The organism is Robertkochia solimangrovi (assembly GCF_007279655.1).
Lineage (GTDB): Bacteria > Bacteroidota > Bacteroidia > Flavobacteriales > Flavobacteriaceae > Robertkochia > Robertkochia solimangrovi.
The window spans coordinates 1-16,839 of record NZ_QKWN01000002.1 but is presented as its reverse complement, the minus strand read 5'-3'; the positions used below and the strand labels follow the sequence as shown (position 1 = coordinate 16,839).

At 40.4% G+C, this 16,839-nt stretch carries 18 protein-coding genes; 12 read left to right on the top strand and 6 right to left on the bottom strand.

Annotated elements, in window-relative coordinates; all coding sequences use genetic code 11:
- Positions 1-3: 3 nt before the first annotated feature.
- Complete coding sequence (locus DMZ48_RS04115) at positions 4-447, bottom strand: Lrp/AsnC family transcriptional regulator (RefSeq protein ID WP_338420293.1); 444 nt, start codon at positions 445-447, stop codon at positions 4-6.
- Positions 448-603: 156 nt separating this feature from the next.
- Between DMZ48_RS04115 and DMZ48_RS04110 the strand changes: the two genes are divergently transcribed.
- Entirely contained in the window at positions 604-1,809 is a 1,206-nt protein-coding gene (locus DMZ48_RS04110; RefSeq protein ID WP_143953859.1) for an aminotransferase class I/II-fold pyridoxal phosphate-dependent enzyme, read from the top strand.
- A gap of 175 nt (positions 1,810-1,984) precedes the next feature.
- On the opposite strand, the gene DMZ48_RS04105 is transcribed toward DMZ48_RS04110, so the two are convergent.
- The 3 genes from DMZ48_RS04105 to DMZ48_RS04095 all read right to left on the bottom strand — a co-directional run bounded on the left by DMZ48_RS04105 (position 1,985) and on the right by DMZ48_RS04095 (position 3,832).
- Positions 1,985-2,731 (bottom strand): sulfotransferase, encoded by a 747-nt coding sequence (locus tag DMZ48_RS04105; protein ID WP_162558658.1) that lies wholly within the window; start codon positions 2,729-2,731, stop codon positions 1,985-1,987.
- Between the two features lie 393 nt (positions 2,732-3,124).
- Positions 3,125-3,466, bottom strand: a complete 342-nt coding sequence (locus DMZ48_RS04100; RefSeq protein ID WP_143953857.1) for a four helix bundle protein — start codon at positions 3,464-3,466, stop codon at positions 3,125-3,127.
- A gap of 54 nt (positions 3,467-3,520) precedes the next feature.
- Positions 3,521-3,832 (bottom strand): hypothetical protein, encoded by a 312-nt coding sequence (locus DMZ48_RS04095; protein WP_143953856.1) that lies wholly within the window; start codon positions 3,830-3,832, stop codon positions 3,521-3,523.
- Between the two features lie 215 nt (positions 3,833-4,047).
- On the opposite strand from DMZ48_RS04095, the gene nhaC reads away from it, so the two are divergent.
- A complete protein-coding gene (gene nhaC, locus DMZ48_RS04090) occupies positions 4,048-5,499 on the top strand; it encodes a Na+/H+ antiporter NhaC (protein WP_143953855.1) in 1,452 nt (483 codons plus the stop codon).
- Between the two features lie 222 nt (positions 5,500-5,721).
- Here nhaC and DMZ48_RS04085 read toward each other — a convergent pair whose 3' ends face one another.
- A complete protein-coding gene (locus DMZ48_RS04085; RefSeq protein WP_143953854.1) occupies positions 5,722-6,090 on the bottom strand; it encodes a four helix bundle protein in 369 nt (122 codons plus the stop codon).
- Positions 6,091-6,149: 59 nt separating this feature from the next.
- Here DMZ48_RS04085 and DMZ48_RS04080 point away from each other — a divergent pair, with 59 nt between their 5' ends.
- The 4 genes from DMZ48_RS04080 to DMZ48_RS04065 all read left to right on the top strand — a co-directional run bounded on the left by DMZ48_RS04080 (position 6,150) and on the right by DMZ48_RS04065 (position 7,919).
- On the top strand, positions 6,150-6,428 hold the full coding sequence (locus DMZ48_RS04080) for a hypothetical protein (RefSeq protein ID WP_143953853.1): 279 nt from the start codon (positions 6,150-6,152) through the stop codon (positions 6,426-6,428).
- Positions 6,429-6,717: 289 nt separating this feature from the next.
- Positions 6,718-7,356 carry a peroxiredoxin gene (locus tag DMZ48_RS04075; RefSeq protein WP_143953852.1) on the top strand — a complete coding sequence of 213 codons (639 nt, stop codon included), beginning with the start codon at positions 6,718-6,720 and terminating at the stop codon, positions 7,354-7,356.
- 7 nt (positions 7,357-7,363) lie between these two features.
- Positions 7,364-7,678 (top strand): thioredoxin family protein, encoded by a 315-nt coding sequence (locus tag DMZ48_RS04070; RefSeq protein WP_143953851.1) that lies wholly within the window; start codon positions 7,364-7,366, stop codon positions 7,676-7,678.
- Complete coding sequence (locus tag DMZ48_RS04065; RefSeq protein WP_143953850.1) at positions 7,659-7,919, top strand: DUF6952 family protein; 261 nt, start codon at positions 7,659-7,661, stop codon at positions 7,917-7,919. Before DMZ48_RS04070 ends, DMZ48_RS04065 begins: the two co-directional genes overlap by 20 nt.
- Positions 7,920-8,178: 259 nt before the next feature.
- Here the strand turns inward: DMZ48_RS04065 and DMZ48_RS04060 are convergent, their stop codons facing one another.
- Positions 8,179-9,381, bottom strand: coding sequence for a hypothetical protein (locus DMZ48_RS04060; protein WP_143953849.1), 1,203 nt, complete (start codon positions 9,379-9,381; stop codon positions 8,179-8,181).
- Positions 9,382-9,872: 491 nt separating this feature from the next.
- On the opposite strand from DMZ48_RS04060, the gene tpx reads away from it, so the two are divergent.
- From tpx to ribB, 6 genes are all read left to right on the top strand, one after another.
- Positions 9,873-10,370: a thiol peroxidase gene (gene tpx / locus DMZ48_RS04055; protein WP_143953848.1), complete on the top strand. Its 498-nt coding sequence runs from the start codon at positions 9,873-9,875 to the stop codon at positions 10,368-10,370.
- A gap of 4 nt (positions 10,371-10,374) precedes the next feature.
- Entirely contained in the window at positions 10,375-10,734 is a 360-nt protein-coding gene (locus DMZ48_RS04050) for a diacylglycerol kinase family protein (RefSeq protein ID WP_143953847.1), read from the top strand.
- A gap of 61 nt (positions 10,735-10,795) precedes the next feature.
- Positions 10,796-13,240: an FtsK/SpoIIIE family DNA translocase gene (locus DMZ48_RS04045; RefSeq protein WP_143953846.1), complete on the top strand. Its 2,445-nt coding sequence runs from the start codon at positions 10,796-10,798 to the stop codon at positions 13,238-13,240.
- Between the two features lie 7 nt (positions 13,241-13,247).
- Positions 13,248-13,892 (top strand): outer membrane lipoprotein periplasmic chaperone LolA1, encoded by a 645-nt coding sequence (gene lolA1, locus DMZ48_RS04040; protein ID WP_143953845.1) that lies wholly within the window; start codon positions 13,248-13,250, stop codon positions 13,890-13,892.
- Positions 13,893-13,895: 3 nt separating this feature from the next.
- On the top strand, positions 13,896-15,374 hold the full coding sequence (locus DMZ48_RS04035) for an LptF/LptG family permease (RefSeq protein ID WP_143953844.1): 1,479 nt from the start codon (positions 13,896-13,898) through the stop codon (positions 15,372-15,374).
- A gap of 23 nt (positions 15,375-15,397) precedes the next feature.
- Positions 15,398-16,549 (top strand): 3,4-dihydroxy-2-butanone-4-phosphate synthase, encoded by a 1,152-nt coding sequence (gene ribB, locus DMZ48_RS04030; protein ID WP_242009109.1) that lies wholly within the window; start codon positions 15,398-15,400, stop codon positions 16,547-16,549.
- The last annotated feature ends 290 nt before the right edge of the window (positions 16,550-16,839 follow it).

Below are 16,839 nucleotides of genomic sequence, written 5' to 3'. Positions count from 1 at the left end.
TCATTACTCCTTAATCCCCCCAATCATAAAAACAGAATGGGTATTTCCAATATGCGGTAATCCGGTGAGCTTTTCTACCATGAACTGGCGATAGGCCGGCATGTCCGCTACAAAGATCTTTAACATGTAATCGTAATCACCACTTACATGATAACATTCAGCTACTTCCGTCAACCTAACTACTGCCCTTTCAAACTCCTTTACATTATCTGCGGTATGACGTGCTAAACGGACATGACAGAAGGCTACAAATGATTTCCCTAATTTTTCCCGGTCTAATAAAGCGGTATACCCGGTAATCACGCCTTCTCTTTCCAATTTTCGAACCCGTTCATACACTGCTGTATTTGATAATTCAAGCTGTAATGCCAATTGTTTTGTAGTCTGTTTGGCGTCTTTCTGAACTAATGAGATCAGTTTCAGGTCAGTATTATCCAGTTGCATCATGAATATTTTTCAGGGTAAATCTACTTTCTATTCAAAAATATGAAAATTAATCTAAATTTATTTCCATAAATAGAATTATAATCTATAAAATAATTTATTTATTGATTTTTAAACTGCTACTATAGAAATTTGTATAAAATCTTAATCCAAAACATCATGAAATTCAATCCGGCTGACAAAATACAGGACCTGCAATATTTTGGCGAATTCGGGGGTGTCAATCCTTCGATCTCCGATTCATCCACGTATACTTTTTTATCTGCAAAAACGATGTTCGATACCTTCGAAGGAAATACGGAAGGCTGTTACCTCTATTCACGCCATTCATCTCCATCCAATCTTTACCTGGGTGAAGCCTTGGCTGCCATGGAAGGAACTGAATCAGCCAATGTGACTGCCAGCGGTATGGGCGCGATCACCGCGGTACTTCTACAACTTTGTGGCACCGGCGATCATATTGTTTCCAGCAGAACGATCTATGGAGGTACCTATGCCTTCATGAAAAATTTCCTTCCCCGTTTTGAGATAGGTACATCATTCGTCGATATTACCGATCCTGAAAAAGTCGAAGCTGCCATCACCCCTGAAACCAAGGTGATATTTTGTGAAGCTGTGAGCAATCCGCTTCTTGAAGTTGCCGATATAAAAGAACTTTCCCGCATCTGCCGTAAACATGGAATCAAACTGGTAGTTGATAACACCTTTTCACCTCTCAATATTGCACCAGCCAAAATGGGAGCTGATGTGGTGATCCATAGTCTGACCAAATTCATCAATGGAGCATCCGACTGTGTCGGTGGTGTTGTCTGTGGTTCCACAGAATTCTGTCTCGCCCTAAAGGATGTCAATGATGGTGCTGGAATGCTTTTAGGAAGTACAATGGACAGTCTACGTGCTGCTTCGATTTTGAAAAACCTGAGAACGCTGCATATCCGCATGAAAAAACACAGTGAAAATGCACTATACCTGGCCCAACAATTTGAAAAAGACGGATTTAAAGTGGTTTATCCCGGTTTACCTTCTCATAAAGGTCATTTATTGTTTAAGAATCAAATGAATTCCGAATATGGTTATGGTGGTATGCTTACAATTGACGTTGGCTCACTGGAACGCGCTAATGAACTTATGGAAATGATGCAGGAAAGAAATCTCGGTTATCTTGCCGTATCACTAGGGTTCTATAAAACACTATTCAGCGCTCCCGGGACGTCCACTTCCTCTGAAATACCATTAGAGGAGCAAGAAGAAATGGGATTAAGTGACGGATTAATTCGTTTTTCAATCGGACTCGACAATGATATCGAGCGAACCTATTCAGAAATGAAAAAATGCTTTCAAACTGCACATGTTGCTTCAAACTAAATATAACTTTATTACAATCGCAGCGGAGATTACTATCTCCGTTTTGCGATGTAATGATCACCAAGTTCAAGGACACCGGTTTCTTTTGGTTAACGGAGAAACAGGAAATTAAAATATTCAGCTAATTGATCGTAACAAAAACCTCGCTGCTTACAATAGCGAGCACAATATCTCTTTAGCTTGCCTGATTTTTAGCAGAACTTTCCGTAATATCCTCATCAAATAATTTTTCGATAAAATCTGAAACCTCCGGAGGTAATTTAAAACTATTTCGAAGTCTGTTCGAATGAGGAAGTTCTACCGGCACTACCGATCTCAGATTTAAAAATGACTTCAATCCTTTTAAATATTTCTCCTGCTTCATTTTATCGGTTATATCGATTTCATATAATCGATCTTTACCATTTTCCTCAAAGAACTCACGTATGGATCGTTCATAATTACTTTTGTGCTCGACATATTTCTGAATATGTAAGAGTGTCTTCCCCCTCCAGTTTTCCTGACTTATTTTTGCGATATCATCAGGTTCCGGACAAGTCTCTTCATTCCAACCCGCATGCCTCAATTTAGACATTAACCATTTACGGGTATCCCGTGTCTGAAGAATAAACAACGCATCGGGGTATTCATAGAAGAGCCACTTATAATCGATTTCATTCATCCCATCAAAATGACTTCCACCATCGGAGAAAAAATCATACTTACTGATCTTAGACGGATTATCGATCCAATCAACAGAATGAGTTACTTTCAAACCAAAACACTCCACAAAATGAGCGAGTGTCGACGTACCGGTTTTATGAAGTCCGATACAAAAAATCTTTCCACCTTCATAAGAACCATTATACAACCGATTCACAATTTTTAAGGTATTCCTTTTCCCCCGGCTCTGAATCGCATTATAAATTCGGGTCACATCCATGCTATCACAATTTGCATTCAAAGTCAAAAGTTATGTCAAATAAATGAATTAGAAAAACACGTAAATAGCTTATTATCAATAATATATAGCGATTTTTCTTTCTTTTTGACACCAGAGTTTAAACAGAGAAGGCTCTAACGCACTTTACTGATTATCAGTGTATTCGATGAAACCACCAAAATAATCGATTGCTTTCTTACAACAGAAAGCATTAAAATTTAACGGATAATATGGACCTGTAGTTCTATACTTATAAGAGTATAATTATAATCCGTAAAAGACTAAATTGTATTATGTAATCTGGTCCCCGTTTTTTAACTTTTGTTAATTTATCGAATAGTTCAGCATAAATCTTCTTTCAAAGTTTGTACAGGATTTTAGGAATATTTAAAATTAGTTTTCAGAGATCAGGGAGTCGCAAATCATAGATCTGATTACGCTTACTTCACACTGGATGATCTTATGGGTTTGGTATCCTGTTGCACTTTGAAGTAATTTCAAATAGATCTCTAACTCATTCAACAGGGACACTGTAATTTTTAAATAGGTTTGATAACTTTCCGGATTTTGCAAACTCGCACCATAAATCAATACCGATGGTATCCTGATAGCAAGTCTGCGGATGTTCGCTGTTATCTTAAATTGATCGGGATAATTTAAATTTCTGGTGATCTTATGTAATAAAACACTTAGATGCAGACATCGTTTCCATATAGTCAATCCGGGATCATTCATAATCTTTTTCTTACAAATATAGTAAATTTTCTATATAGATTTAATTTGATGTTTTCAAAAGCAAAAACGGCAGTCAATGCGCCAGCGAAAAAACAATGCGCCAGTAAAATAAGGCGATGCGACAGCGAGAGAAAACAATGCGCCAGTAAAATAAAGCGATGCGACAGCGAGAGAAAACAATGCGACAGCGAGAGAAAACAATGCGCCAGTAAAATAAAACAATGCGCCAGCGAGAAAACAATGCGACAGCGAGAGAAAACAATGCGACAGCGAGAGAAAACAATGCGCCAGCGAGAAAACAATGCGCCAGCGAGAAAACAATGCGACAGTAAAATAGAGCGATGCGACAGCGAGCAGTAAAGACACTCAAGGGAGTTTTGCGCCAGCAAAACAACCCGCGACACTAGAGAATTGATTGCGTCAGCAATCAAGATCGACACTAAGCACCGTCAGGTGCACGTCACTGGGTTAGTGCAAATCTTCATCCAATGGTACCTACCACTGGATAAAGGTTTGGAAAATGTCACAGTAAATCGTAACATTACAACTAATTTTTAAAAAACTCCCTAAAAGCCCACTTCATGGAAGACGAAAAGATCATCGAAAACAAAGAATTGAGTATTTGGGAAGCGTTGCTTCCTATTGTTATTTTAGTGGGCCTGCTGGCTTTTAATGTTTTTGTTTATGGTGATGATGCACTCAGTGGAAGTAATCAGTTCATTCTGCTTATTGGAGGTGCGGTTGCGGCATTGGTAGGTTTATGGAACAAAGTGAGTTTTGATACCATGATGGAAGAGGTCGCTCATAATATTAAATCGACCTCCGGTGCCATCCTCATTCTGCTTTTTGTAGGTGCTTTAGCGGGAACATGGTTAATCAGTGGCGTAATCCCTGCCATGATCTATTACGGCTTACAAATTTTGAATCCAACCTTCTTTTTGGCTGCCAGTGTAGTGATCTGTGCTATTATTTCTATCGCTACCGGAAGTAGCTGGACCACTTCTGCTACCGTTGGTATTGCACTGGTGGGAATTGGTAATGCATTGGGAATCCCTTCAGGAATGACGGCTGGTGCTGTTATATCCGGAGCTTATTTCGGAGATAAAATGTCCCCGATGAGTGATACCACCAACCTTGCCCCTGCAATGGCGGGTACTGACCTGTTCACCCATATTCGTTATATGGCGATTACCACGGTACCTACGATTATTATTACACTTATTATTTTCACAATTATAGGATTAACTTTAGATACATCTGCAGCCCCTGATACTTCGGGAATGCTTGCATCGATCGATGAAGCTTTTAATATTACGCCTTGGTTGTTTCTGGTACCTGTTGCCGTGATCAGTCTGATCGTTATGAAAACGCCTCCACTTCCTGCCCTGCTGGTAGGTACGCTTTTAGGAGGAATCTTTGCGTTGATCTTTCAACCGGATATCGTTCTGGCAGTATCCGGGGCAGACAATCTGAATTTTATCTCTGGTTATAAAGGACTAATGAATGCGATCACCGTGGATACTGCGGTTGAAACTACTAACGCTACTCTTAATGATCTTTTCACTTCCGGAGGAATGCAGGGAATGCTCGGGACTATCTGGCTTATACTTTGTGCCATGGTCTTTGGTGGTATCATGGATGGTATTGGTGCCTTATCCAGAATCAGTGGTGCCTTACTAAAAGCATTTCATACGGTATTCGGATTATTCGCCAGTACTGTAGGAAGTTGCGTGATTCTGAATGCTACTGCATCAGACCAGTATCTCGCTATCGTAGTACCTGGCAAAATGTATGCAAAGGCCTTTAGGGATAAAGGTCTCGCGCCGGAAAATCTAAGTCGTACTCTGGAGGATTCAGGTACAGTTACTTCGGTTCTTGTTCCCTGGAATACCTGTGGTGCCTATCAAAGTGGCGTACTTGGGGTAGATACGGTTTCTTATATGGGGTATGCGTTTTTCAATTATTTGAGTCCGTTTATGACCTTATTGTTTGCGGCGTTGAATATTAAGATCAGGAGGTTGGTTAAGAAATAATAATTTGTACTAACCCAGTGACGTGCACCTGACGGTGCTTAGTGTCGATCTTGATTGCTGACGCAATCAATTCTCTAGTGTCGCGGGTTGTTTTGCTGGCGCAAAACTCCCTTGAGTGTCCTTACGGCTCGCTTCGCATTGCCTTATTTTATTGTCGCATTGCCTTTTGGGGCTCGCTCCGCATTGCTTTCATCGCGGGCTCAGGTTTTCTTCTTCGCAGGCTCATTTTTCTTCCTTTTTGTCCGACTTATTGGACTTGGCGGTTATGATGGATCTTTTTATAAGTTGCATCAGGTTCATGGATTGGGTGGTAAGAGTTTCATAATCTTTCTGGTCGATAAGTTCTGCCAAGCGCAAGAGTTCGATCCAGTATATAGATTCACTGCATTCCTTCTGAGCAATGGAAAGTTTATGGATAAAATCCAATCTCGTTTCCGCATATTCTGCTTCGCGATACAATGCACCGATCGCTGTTCCTGAGCGAAGAAGTTGCTTACTCATAACAAACTCCTTCTTTTCTAAATTTAATTGTTTAAAAACATCAACCACATTCAAGGCAAATTGAAAACTCTTATCTGATATTACTCCCATAATAATTTAGTTTAGAAATCTATATTATAGAATTTTTTCTACACATAAAAGATTGAAATATGGAAAATCCTTTAAATGACATTTATGTCAAGTACATGATCAATAAATACGATCCGGTACAAAAAGCAATGCGAAGCGAGCCCAAAAAAGCAATGCGAAGCGAGCCCCAAAAAAGCAATGCGAAGCGAGCCCAAAAAAGCAATGCGAAGCGAGCCCAAAAAAGCAATGCGAAGCGAGCCCAAAAAGGCGATGCGCAGCGAACCCAAAAAGGCAATGCGAAGCGAGCCGTAAGGACACTCAAGGGAGTTTTGCGCCAGCAAAACAACCCGCGACACTAGAGAATTGATTGCGTCAGCAATCAAGATCGACACTAAGCACCGTCAGGTGCACGTCACTGGGTTAGTACAAATTCATATTTAAAAACCCCAAAACATTCTAACGTTTTCGTTACGAAGTACACAATTTCCTCCCCCAAAAATTAAGGATTAATCATAATTCGCCCCTCTTTTTTACGCCCATTAGAGAAGCCTATTTTATCATAAGTTAATATAATCTAAAAGGCAGTTACACCCTGAGCTGAAGTCGTATTTTTGCGGTAAAGTTTAACACATTAATACAAAAATTTAAATGGCTTTAGTAGGTAAAAAATTTCCAAATATTGCAGTTGATGCAATGAATGAAATGGGAGACACTTTTAAGATCAATGTTCTTGAAGAGGCGATCAAGAATAAAAAGAAAGTAATCCTGTTCTGGTATCCAAAGGATTTCACCTTTGTTTGTCCTACAGAGTTACATGCTTTCCAGGCAGCTCTTCCTGAATTTGAAAAAAGAAATACCCTAGTGATCGGTGCTTCATGCGATACTGCTGAAGTTCACTTCGCTTGGTTGAATACTGCAAAAGATAATGGTGGAATCGAAGGAGTAACTTATCCACTGATAGCAGATAGCAACAGAAACCTTGCTAATATGCTTCGTATCCTTGATCTTTCTTCTGAAACCTATAACGAAGAAACTGATTCCTATGTTTACGAAGGTGATAACGTTACGTATCGTGCAACCTACCTGATCGATGAAGACGGTTTAGTATTTCATGAAGGTGTTAACCATATGCCAGTGGGAAGAAACGTAAACGAATTCCTTCGTTTGATCGATGCTTATGCACACGTTCAGAAGAATGGTGAAGTTTGTCCTGCAAACTGGGAAGAAGGAAAACAGGCAATGTCTGCAAACAGAACCGGAGTTGCTGAATATTTAAGCGTAAACTAAGCATATAATGTTAGTAGAATTAGCACAAGATAATTTAACTGAACTGGTAAAGGAGAACGAAACTGTATTTGTACAGTATTCAGCCGGATGGTGTGGTAATTGCCGCATCATGAAGCCTAAGTTCAAGAAGTTCTCTCAGGAGCACGAGAATGCAACTTTTGCGATCGTGGATGCTGAGAAATATCCTGAATCAAGGAAACTGGCTAACGTTGATAACCTTCCTACGTTCGCCGTTTTTAAGAACGGAACTGTAGCGAACCAGGTTCAGACCAATAAAACTGATGTCCTAAAATCTTTTATAGATGAAGCTGCCGGTAATTAAACAACTATCGAAGTTCATCGCTGAGAACGACCAGGATTATGTTATTGAAACCATTGAAACACTGGAAGCAATAACGGAAGTACCTTCATTAAAAGATGAAGAATTGGATGTGATAGGAGAATTGCTTTCCAATATGTATGGAGCCCTGGAGGTCAATAAAATGATTCGCGAGGACGGATTAGACGAAAAAAAGGCACTCAATGCCTTTATGCAAAGGGTTCTTGGTTCTATCGATAAATAGTTCCTCCCCTCCCGATGGGAAAAATTGAAAAAGAAAAAGAAAAAAAGGCTGCCTTTCAGGTAGCCTTTTTTTTATATCGTTGGGTTAAAAGCTTTTCGTCTGCTGGCGCACTGTAAAGTGTCGTCGCTATTTGTGGGCCTTTAGCCCAAAATACCAGAGTGACCTGAGTTACTTGCTACATGTTACTTTGTGAAACAGTGAAGCAGTAACGCAGTTAATAATCCATAATTCTTAATTCTTAATTCTTAATTCTTAACTCTTACTGTCTTGTAAGCGTAAAGTGGATCTCTGGAAGTTCACGTTGTTCCCAGGTGATACTCGGTTCGTAAACATCACAGACACGTAACTTATAAAGCGTATGTGGTTTCAGATTTTCAGGTTGATAAAGCAACGGATCATTTGACTGTTCTCTGCTAAAAATCTTCATTTCAGGATTCGTCGCAGAAGAATGCAACAAGGCCAAATAGTATGCTCCATAATCTACTGACCATAAGGGAAACTCATCATAGGCAGAGCCTTCCTCACTATATAAAAAATATGGAAAGATGGAACTACCGTTATTCGTGTAAGCGCGTAATTCCTTCTTATGTGTAAATATAGCGGCATATTCGCTGTATACATCCAGTTCTACTGTATTATTGCTTGCCAGATCTACAGCGGTGTCTCCTCCGGTTAAAGGAAGATTTAAAGTCGTCATCTCAGGAATCATCGAATTCCCGGACTTTTCCGAAAACTGACTTTCAATCCGGATATCATAAACCCCTCCTCTTATTTCGACGGTATGATCGCCTGCGGTGAGATCCGTGAGACTTTTAACCAAGGTTTCATCTTCGTAGAAGTTAACGGTAAAAGTATCCGGAAGAAGTTTCAATAATTTCTGAATTTCTGGTAGATCGCAATCTGGTGTATAATCACATACTTCTATTGAGACTCCATTTGGTGATGCCGTGGCAAGGTCACTCAAAACAGTACCATATTCCGTTTCATATTTTAAATACATTGCATTAGAAACTTCAGGCACCGTAAACCAATGACGATTAAATCCTTCTAGTTGGTCTACCGTGTAGATAACACCGAGATCCGGTGATACCACCTCAATATTTGATATCTGCCCCGTAACATAGCTCGGTACTCCAAAAGTTATATATAAACGATGACCGATGATTTCATCGTTATCGGTAAGGGCGTTCACATAATAGAGACCGGATTCATTATTACTGTAATACTCTTCCGTAAATGAGAATTCGCCACATTCGAAGTACATCTCAACATCTCCGGTTTGCGTACGCGCAGAAGATTTTAATAAATTGGTGGAGGATGTGAGTTCATCAACATCCGGAATGTGAAGCGTAAAAGTTTTAACAGTATCCGTGTCATTGTCCGGATCCAACACATCGATAACATCATGGGAGCAGGCTGTCAATAATAAGCCCATCACTCCTGTACACAAGATCCCTCTCATAGTCATAAATTTTACAGGTTAAAGCTTTGGACATAAGTAAAGAAAGTCACAGACATGATTCAGGGCAAACCGGGTCAAAACTTATATAAGTCCTTCACCACCTATACTACAACAAGTACAGAAAGGGCATTCACTATTTTGTAAACACAGGGTGAAAGTACCATGTATTCAACTCACCTTCAAGTGAAAGGGTCAAACAGCATGATTTTTCGGTTATTCGTAATTATTAACATTTAAACATAGAAAATAAGCAATAATTAGTGACAATAGTGGCATTGGTGGCAATTGTGTAGTGAGCTGTAGGCTTTTTACCTTATCCTCAATTTTCAATTCTAAATTCTCAATTCGATTTAGTTACGATGTTACATGTTACCTTGTGAAGCGGTGAAACAGAAACGCAGTAAATAATTCATAATCCATAATTCTTAACTCTTAATGCTTAATTCATAACTCATAATTTGTAATTTTACGATATAACTTAAATATACATAATGGCAACAGTAACATTAAAAGGTAATGAAATTCATACTTCCGGTACACTTCCGGAAACAGGTAGTAAAGCTCCGGACTTCACGCTTTGTGCTACGGATCTTTCCGGAAAAACTTTAAATGACTTTGAGGGTTCCCGAGTGATCCTGAATATATTCCCAAGTGTTGATACCGGTACCTGTGCTGCTTCGGTACGCGAATTCAATAAGAGTGCGTCGTCTTTGGAAAATACCAAGGTGCTGTGTATCTCCAAAGACCTTCCATTCGCTCAGGCAAGGTTTTGCGGCGCTGAAGGATTGGAGAATGTCGTCAATCTATCGGATTTCCGCGATGGTAAGTTTGGAGAAGATTACGGTCTTGTTTTTACAGACGGGCCTTTACAAGGGTTATTAAGTCGCGTTGTGATCGTACTGGATGAATCTGGAAAAGTGCTTTATTCAGAGCAAGTTCCTGAAATTGTGGATGAGCCGGATTACAAGGCAGCACTTGCCGTATTATAAAACGATGAATTCCTTTATAAAAAACAGACTTAAAAGTATCGGGTACGCTTCGAAAGGAGCGTACCTTTTAATTACAACCGAACCCAGCATTCAGGTTCAAACAACCATTGCCATTCTGGTATGTATTGCCGGATTCATCTTTGATATTTCCGCTACGGAATGGTGTATACAACTCATAACCATAGCGGTTATTCTGGGAGCAGAAGGTTTAAATACCGCCATCGAAAAGCTCTCCGATTTTGTGCATCCCGATTATCATAAGGTTATCGGCAGCGTCAAGGATCTGGCCGCTGGAGCTGTTTTCCTGACTGCGATTATCGCCATTATCATCGGATTGATCATTTACATTCCCAAAATATTTTAAAAATATAAATGCAAACTGTACGTTTGTAATTAGTACTTTTGTTTTAAACCTATAGTTGCTAATGGCCAGGAAAAAGACCAAAAAAAATAATTCATCCTCAACTAAAAAACTACCAAAATTTCAACTTTCTCATCAACAAAAGATCATTCTTGGTAGTTTACTGATGCTGTTTAGCATCGGATGCTTTATTGCCTTTATTTCCTTCTTCTCCACCTGGCAGGAAGATCAGAGTTTACTAAAAGAATTCGGAGATCGTCAAGTAGAAGCTGAGAATTGGCTCAATAAATTTGGAGCAGGAATTTCCCACTTTTTTATCTATAAAGGTTTCGGGATCGCTTCCTTTATATTTCTGATCCTTCTATTTCAAACCGGATTATTCCTTTTCCTGAATATCGACACTAAAAAACTAACCAATCGATGGTTTTGGGGTGTCATTATCATTATTTGGTTATCGATATTTTTAGGTTTTTTCGCTTCCCGTGCTCCGCTTCTCGGCGGAACTATAGGATTTGAAATGAACGATTTCATGCGGGCCTATATCGGGAATATCGGCATCGCCCTGCTCCTGTTCTTTATGCTGATCACCTATTCCGTCTTACGCCTGAAACTTACCCCTCAAAAGATCGGGGATGCTTTCCGGGTTACAAGAAGTGAGATCGAAGCGACTTTCGCAACAAAACCGGAAAAATCGATCAATACAGAGAACGTTACGCAAAGCGATATAGAAGAGCATACGCCACAGGTTATCAACAGTGATCAATTCACGGATCCGGATAAAACTTCCGATGTTGATATCGAAAATTCTTTTGAGGTCAGAGTCGCTGATGATGAGGAAGATGTACCCGAACCCGTTCTGAAGCATAGTATTAATGATATGTATTCTAAACCATCGGTTGCGAAGAATACCGCCGACAGTGATACAGAACTTCAAATGGAAGTTGAAGTTCATGAGGAAAAAGAGGAATCTGAAGTTCGCGCTGAAAAACTGGTCAGTGATTTCGGCGAATTTGACCCGAAACTGGAACTAAGCAATTATAAATTCCCTCCATTAGACCTGTTGAATGATTACGGTGCCGGTAGCATAACTATCGACCAGGAGGAACTGGAAGAAAATAAGAACCGTATTGTAGATACGCTTAAAAACTATAAGATCGATATCAGTCAGATCAAAGCTACTATCGGTCCTACCGTAACTTTATATGAGATCGTCCCAGCTGCCGGAGTTCGTATATCCAAAATCAAGAACCTTGAAGATGATATAGCACTTTCCCTTTCAGCTCTGGGTATCCGTATTATTGCTCCGATACCAGGGAAAGGTACCATCGGTATCGAAGTACCGAACAAAAAGGCTTCCACCGTATCGATGCGCTCTGTAATCGCTTCCAAGAAATTCCACAATGCGGAAATGGAACTACCGATCGCTTTCGGGAAGACCATCAGTAATGAAACCTTCGTCGTCGATCTGGCTAAAATGCCTCACCTGTTAATGGCAGGAGCTACCGGTCAGGGTAAGTCGGTCGGACTCAATGCTATGCTCACCTCACTTTTATACAAGAAACACCCTGCAGAGGTTAAATTCGTGCTGGTGGATCCTAAAAAGGTGGAACTAACGCTTTTCAATAAGATCGAAAGGCATTTCCTTGCAAAGCTACCGGATAGTGAAGATGCGATCATTACCGATAATACCAAGGTGATCAATACCCTAAACTCCCTGTGTATCGAAATGGACAATCGCTATGAGCTTTTGAAAAATGCGATGGTTCGAAATATCAAGGAATACAACACAAAATTCAAGGCTCGTAAACTGAACCCAAATGACGGACACCAGTTTCTTCCTTATATCGTTCTTGTGATAGATGAGTTTGCAGATCTCATCATGACTGCAGGAAAAGAAGTTGAGACACCTATCGCTCGTCTGGCACAGTTGGCAAGGGCGATCGGAATTCACCTCATCATAGCAACACAACGTCCTTCGGTGAACGTGATCACCGGTATTATAAAAGCAAACTTCCCTGCGCGGGTTGCTTTCCGGGTAACCTCCAAGATCGACTCAAGAACGATTCTGGATTCACCCGGAGCAGATCAACTTATCGGCCGTGGAGATATGTTATATACCCAGGGTAATGACCTGACACGATTACAGTGTGCCTTCGTTGATACGCCTGAAGTATCCAAGATCACTGACTATATTGGCGGACAACGCGCTTATCCTGATGCACACCTCCTTCCGGAATATGTCGGTGAGGATTCTGGCACGGCACTTGATATAGATGTATCAGACAGAGATGCATTATTCCGTGAAGCGGCTGAAGTGATCGTTATCGCTCAGCAAGGATCGGCATCCCTGTTACAAAGAAAATTAAAACTGGGGTATAACCGTGCCGGCCGATTGATCGATCAGCTCGAAGCTGCCGGAATCGTCGGTCCGTTCGAAGGAAGCAAGGCACGTCAGGTACTCATACCGGATATGGTTGCCCTGGATCAATTATTAAACAACGAAAATTAAGCTTAAAATGAAGAGATTTGCCTTTTTACTCCTGATGATCTGTACGTTCGTAAACGCACAAAGTGATCCTAAAGCGAAGGCCCTGCTTGATGAAGTATATGGAAAAGCTACAAGCTACGATAACATTTATATCGAATTCAAATATGCACTGGATAACAACCAGGAGAATATCCATCAGGAAACCCGTGGTGACGTAACTCTCCAGGGAGATAAGTACCTGTTTAATTATCTCGGAGCCACTAAAATATTCGATGGTGAGAAGACATATACCATCATTCCTGAGAATGAAGAAGTAGTGATCGATGGGAAAGGCGCAGAAGATGAAGAGGGTACCATAACCCCCTCTGAAATGCTGACCTTCTATAAAAAAGGGTATAATTATAAAATGGATATCCTACAGAACGTTAAAGGCCGACAGATCCAATACGTAGCACTCGTACCTATCGATAGCAAATCGGAGATCAAACAGATTCTATTGGGGATTGACAAACAGACCAAGCACATTTATAACCTGATCGAAACCGGTAAAAACGGGACCAAAACAACGATCACAGTTAATTCTTTTAAAACAGACCAGCCTATTTCAAAATCCTTGTTTACTTTTGACGAGGAAAAATATTCCGACCAGGGTTACTATATCATAAGAAATTAGGCAGTGAAATTAATAGACCGGTACATTCTATCCAGATTTTTGTACAATTTTATCAGCTCTTTCGTCATATTGATGCTGATTTTTGTATTCCAATCTATATGGTTCTTTATCGATGAATGGGCAGGAAAAGGAATCGATATGCTGATCGTCGGCAGGTTCCTATTCTATTATTCACCGAACCTGATCCCAATGGTGCTGCCCCTTACCGTACTCCTGGCTTCCATCATGACTTTTGGAAGTTTTGCGGAGAACTATGAGTTTGCAGCGATGAAATCTTCGGGTATATCCCTATTCAGAGCGATGAGAGGGGTCATTGTTTTCATAACTATCCTCAGTATCGGAACTTTCCTGTTTGCAAACTACGTAATGCCAGCTGCGGAATTCGAATCCTATAATCTGCGCAGGAACATTGCAAACCTGAAACCAGCCATGGTTATCAGTGAAGGAATCTTCAACAATATACCTGAAACCGAACTCAATATAAAGGTTGAAAAAAAGACCGGGGATAACGATCAGATCCTGAACAATGTTGTAATTCACAAACTGGCCAATAATAGTAAGAATAATCAGGTGATCAAATCAGTAAGCGGTGAATTGGTAAACTCCAAAGGATCTAATTACATGCAACTGGTACTGAAGGATGGTCATTACTATGAGGATATCCTCACTAAAACCATCAAACAAAGACAAAAATATCCATTTGCCAAAGGGTTATTCGAGACTTATACGATGAACATCGACCTTAGCCAACTCAACAACCAGGATTTGGATGAAAAAGACATCAGTAACACGCATAAGATGCTGAATGCAAAAGAACTGCTACGGGCTATCGACACCAATTTCCTGGATAACCGAAAGTACTTCAGCAATTTCGGAGAGAATCTCTATCGTCGCAGTGGAGCACTGGAACTGAAGATGAATATCCGAAAGAACGAAGTACTCGAATCAGCAGACCTCAGCACCCTGACGACAGATGATATTCTCGGATATTTTGAAACCTGGAGACGTTCACAATTACTTGATATGGCAAAGAACGATATTGCCAACAGCTTAAAGACCATTCAGGATAACCGAAGAAAAGGAAGTAATATTCAGATACGTATCAAAAGAATTAATGTCCATTACCTGGCACTGCATAACAAGTTCGCCCTACCAGTAGCTTGTTTCATTCTGTTCTTCGTAGGGGCTCCCTTGGGCGCCATCATTCGAAAAGGAGGACTTGGTCTGCCTATGGTATTGGCGATCAGCCTGTTTTTGGTATATCTTTTCGTTGGAATGTTCGCTACCAATTTTGCAGAAGACGGTAGTATGGAACCGGCACTGGCTGCATGGATCTCTACCCTGGTAATGCTTCCATTGGGAATATTTCTTACCAAAAGAGCAACTGCAGACAAGGCCATTTTTGATTCAGGTGCAGTAATCGAACGGTTCATGAAACTCTTTAGTTTTCTCAAGAAAAAGGACGAGACTGAGTCAAAATAAGTATCTTTGACGAAAATATAGCAATGATCACGACTGCGGAAATGTCTGAGAAAAAAATTCAGCTCAACACTATAGAAGAAGCCATTTCAGATATAAGAAATGGGAAGGTTATTATCGTCGTTGATGATGAAAACCGTGAAAATGAAGGTGATTTTGTAGCAGCCTCTGAACGTGTAACCCCTGAAATGATCAATTTCATGGCATCGCACGGGAAAGGACTTATATGTGCACCCCTCACTGAAAAACGTTGTAAAGAACTCGAACTGCATCCAATGGTTGGGAATAATACCGATCCTATGGAAACTGCCTTCACCGTATCCATCGACCTTCGGGGGAATGGAGTTACCACGGGTATATCAGCCAGTGACAGGGCTAAAACCGTACTTGCCTTAACCGATAAGAACACGAGACCTTTCGATCTGGCCAGACCAGGACATATTTTTCCATTGGCAGCTAAGGAAGGTGGCGTACTCAGAAGAACCGGGCATACTGAAGCAGCTATAGACTTTGCAAGACTTGCCGGATTATATCCAGCAGGGGTTATTGTAGAGATCATGAATGAAGACGGAAGTATGGCGCGTTTACCCCAACTTATGAAGGTAGCCAAAAAATTCGACCTCAAGATCGTTTCCATCGAAGATCTGGTTGCCTACAGAATGCAGCACGACAGCCTTATCGAAAAGAAAGAGGATTTCGATATTCAGACCCGTTTTGGAGAATTCAGATTACGGGCCTATAAACAAACCACAAACGAACAGATCCATATTGCCCTAACCAAAGGCAGCTGGAAAAAAGATGAACCCGTGCTTACCCGGATCAACTCAACGCTGGTTAATAATGACATCCTGGGTACTTTAACCAACGATGCCGATAAAAAGCTCGATTATATGTTCAGAGCGATCAATGAGGAAGGTAAAGGTGCTATCGTTTTCATCAATCAGGAATCTTCTTCACTAAACCTTTTAAACCGTCTCAGCGAGCTTAAAAAGTTACAACAGGAAGGTGAGATCAAAGCTCCTAAGATCGTGATGGATTCAAAAGATTTTGGAATTGGGGCTCAGATCCTCCATGATCTCGATATTTCGAAGATCAAACTTCTATCCAATTCCTCCCAGACAAAAAGGGTTGGAATTATCGGATACGGACTTGAAATCATAGAATACGTACAATATTAGTGATACTGGTGACACTGGTGACACTGGTGATATTAGGGAGATTGATGGTAAATTTTTAAGAAGTTTACTTCTGTTACCTGTTATTTGCCCTATTGTTACACAAGCTATAACTCATAACTCAACATTAGTTACATTATTAAAGTGGGGTTGTAAACAGTAATGCAGAAAACAGTAATGCAGTAATGAAGTAAACTGTTTTCCGTTTTCTTTTACAAGGTTACTGAGTTACTGGGTTACCTGTTACGGAGTCACATCGTAACACAGTGAAGCAGTAAACTGTTTTCCGTTTT

Bases quoted from the DNA above. Each gene is read 5' to 3' on its own strand.
- nhaC (WP_143953855.1), top strand. From the start codon at position 4,048: ATGGAAGACGAAAAGATCATCGAAAACAAAGAATTGAGTATTTGGGAA.
- DMZ48_RS04045 (WP_143953846.1), top strand. From the start codon at position 10,796: ATGGCCAGGAAAAAGACCAAAAAAAATAATTCATCCTCAACTAAAAAA.
- DMZ48_RS04060 (WP_143953849.1), bottom strand. From the start codon at position 9,381: ATGAGAGGGATCTTGTGTACAGGAGTGATGGGCTTATTATTGACAGCC.
- DMZ48_RS04070 (WP_143953851.1), top strand. From the start codon at position 7,364: ATGTTAGTAGAATTAGCACAAGATAATTTAACTGAACTGGTAAAGGAG.
- DMZ48_RS04085 (WP_143953854.1), bottom strand. From the start codon at position 6,090: ATGGGAGTAATATCAGATAAGAGTTTTCAATTTGCCTTGAATGTGGTT.
- DMZ48_RS04115 (WP_338420293.1), bottom strand. From the start codon at position 447: ATGATGCAACTGGATAATACTGACCTGAAACTGATCTCATTAGTTCAG.
- tpx (WP_143953848.1), top strand. From the start codon at position 9,873: ATGGCAACAGTAACATTAAAAGGTAATGAAATTCATACTTCCGGTACA.
- DMZ48_RS04080 (WP_143953853.1), top strand. From the start codon at position 6,150: ATGGAAAATCCTTTAAATGACATTTATGTCAAGTACATGATCAATAAA.
- DMZ48_RS04105 (WP_162558658.1), bottom strand. From the start codon at position 2,731: ATGGATGTGACCCGAATTTATAATGCGATTCAGAGCCGGGGGAAAAGG.
- DMZ48_RS04075 (WP_143953852.1), top strand. From the start codon at position 6,718: ATGGCTTTAGTAGGTAAAAAATTTCCAAATATTGCAGTTGATGCAATG.
- DMZ48_RS04110 (WP_143953859.1), top strand. From the start codon at position 604: ATGAAATTCAATCCGGCTGACAAAATACAGGACCTGCAATATTTTGGC.
- lolA1 (WP_143953845.1), top strand. From the start codon at position 13,248: ATGAAGAGATTTGCCTTTTTACTCCTGATGATCTGTACGTTCGTAAAC.
- ribB (WP_242009109.1), top strand. From the start codon at position 15,398: ATGATCACGACTGCGGAAATGTCTGAGAAAAAAATTCAGCTCAACACT.
- DMZ48_RS04100 (WP_143953857.1), bottom strand. From the start codon at position 3,466: ATGAATGATCCCGGATTGACTATATGGAAACGATGTCTGCATCTAAGT.
- DMZ48_RS04065 (WP_143953850.1), top strand. From the start codon at position 7,659: ATGAAGCTGCCGGTAATTAAACAACTATCGAAGTTCATCGCTGAGAAC.
- DMZ48_RS04050 (WP_143953847.1), top strand. From the start codon at position 10,375: ATGAATTCCTTTATAAAAAACAGACTTAAAAGTATCGGGTACGCTTCG.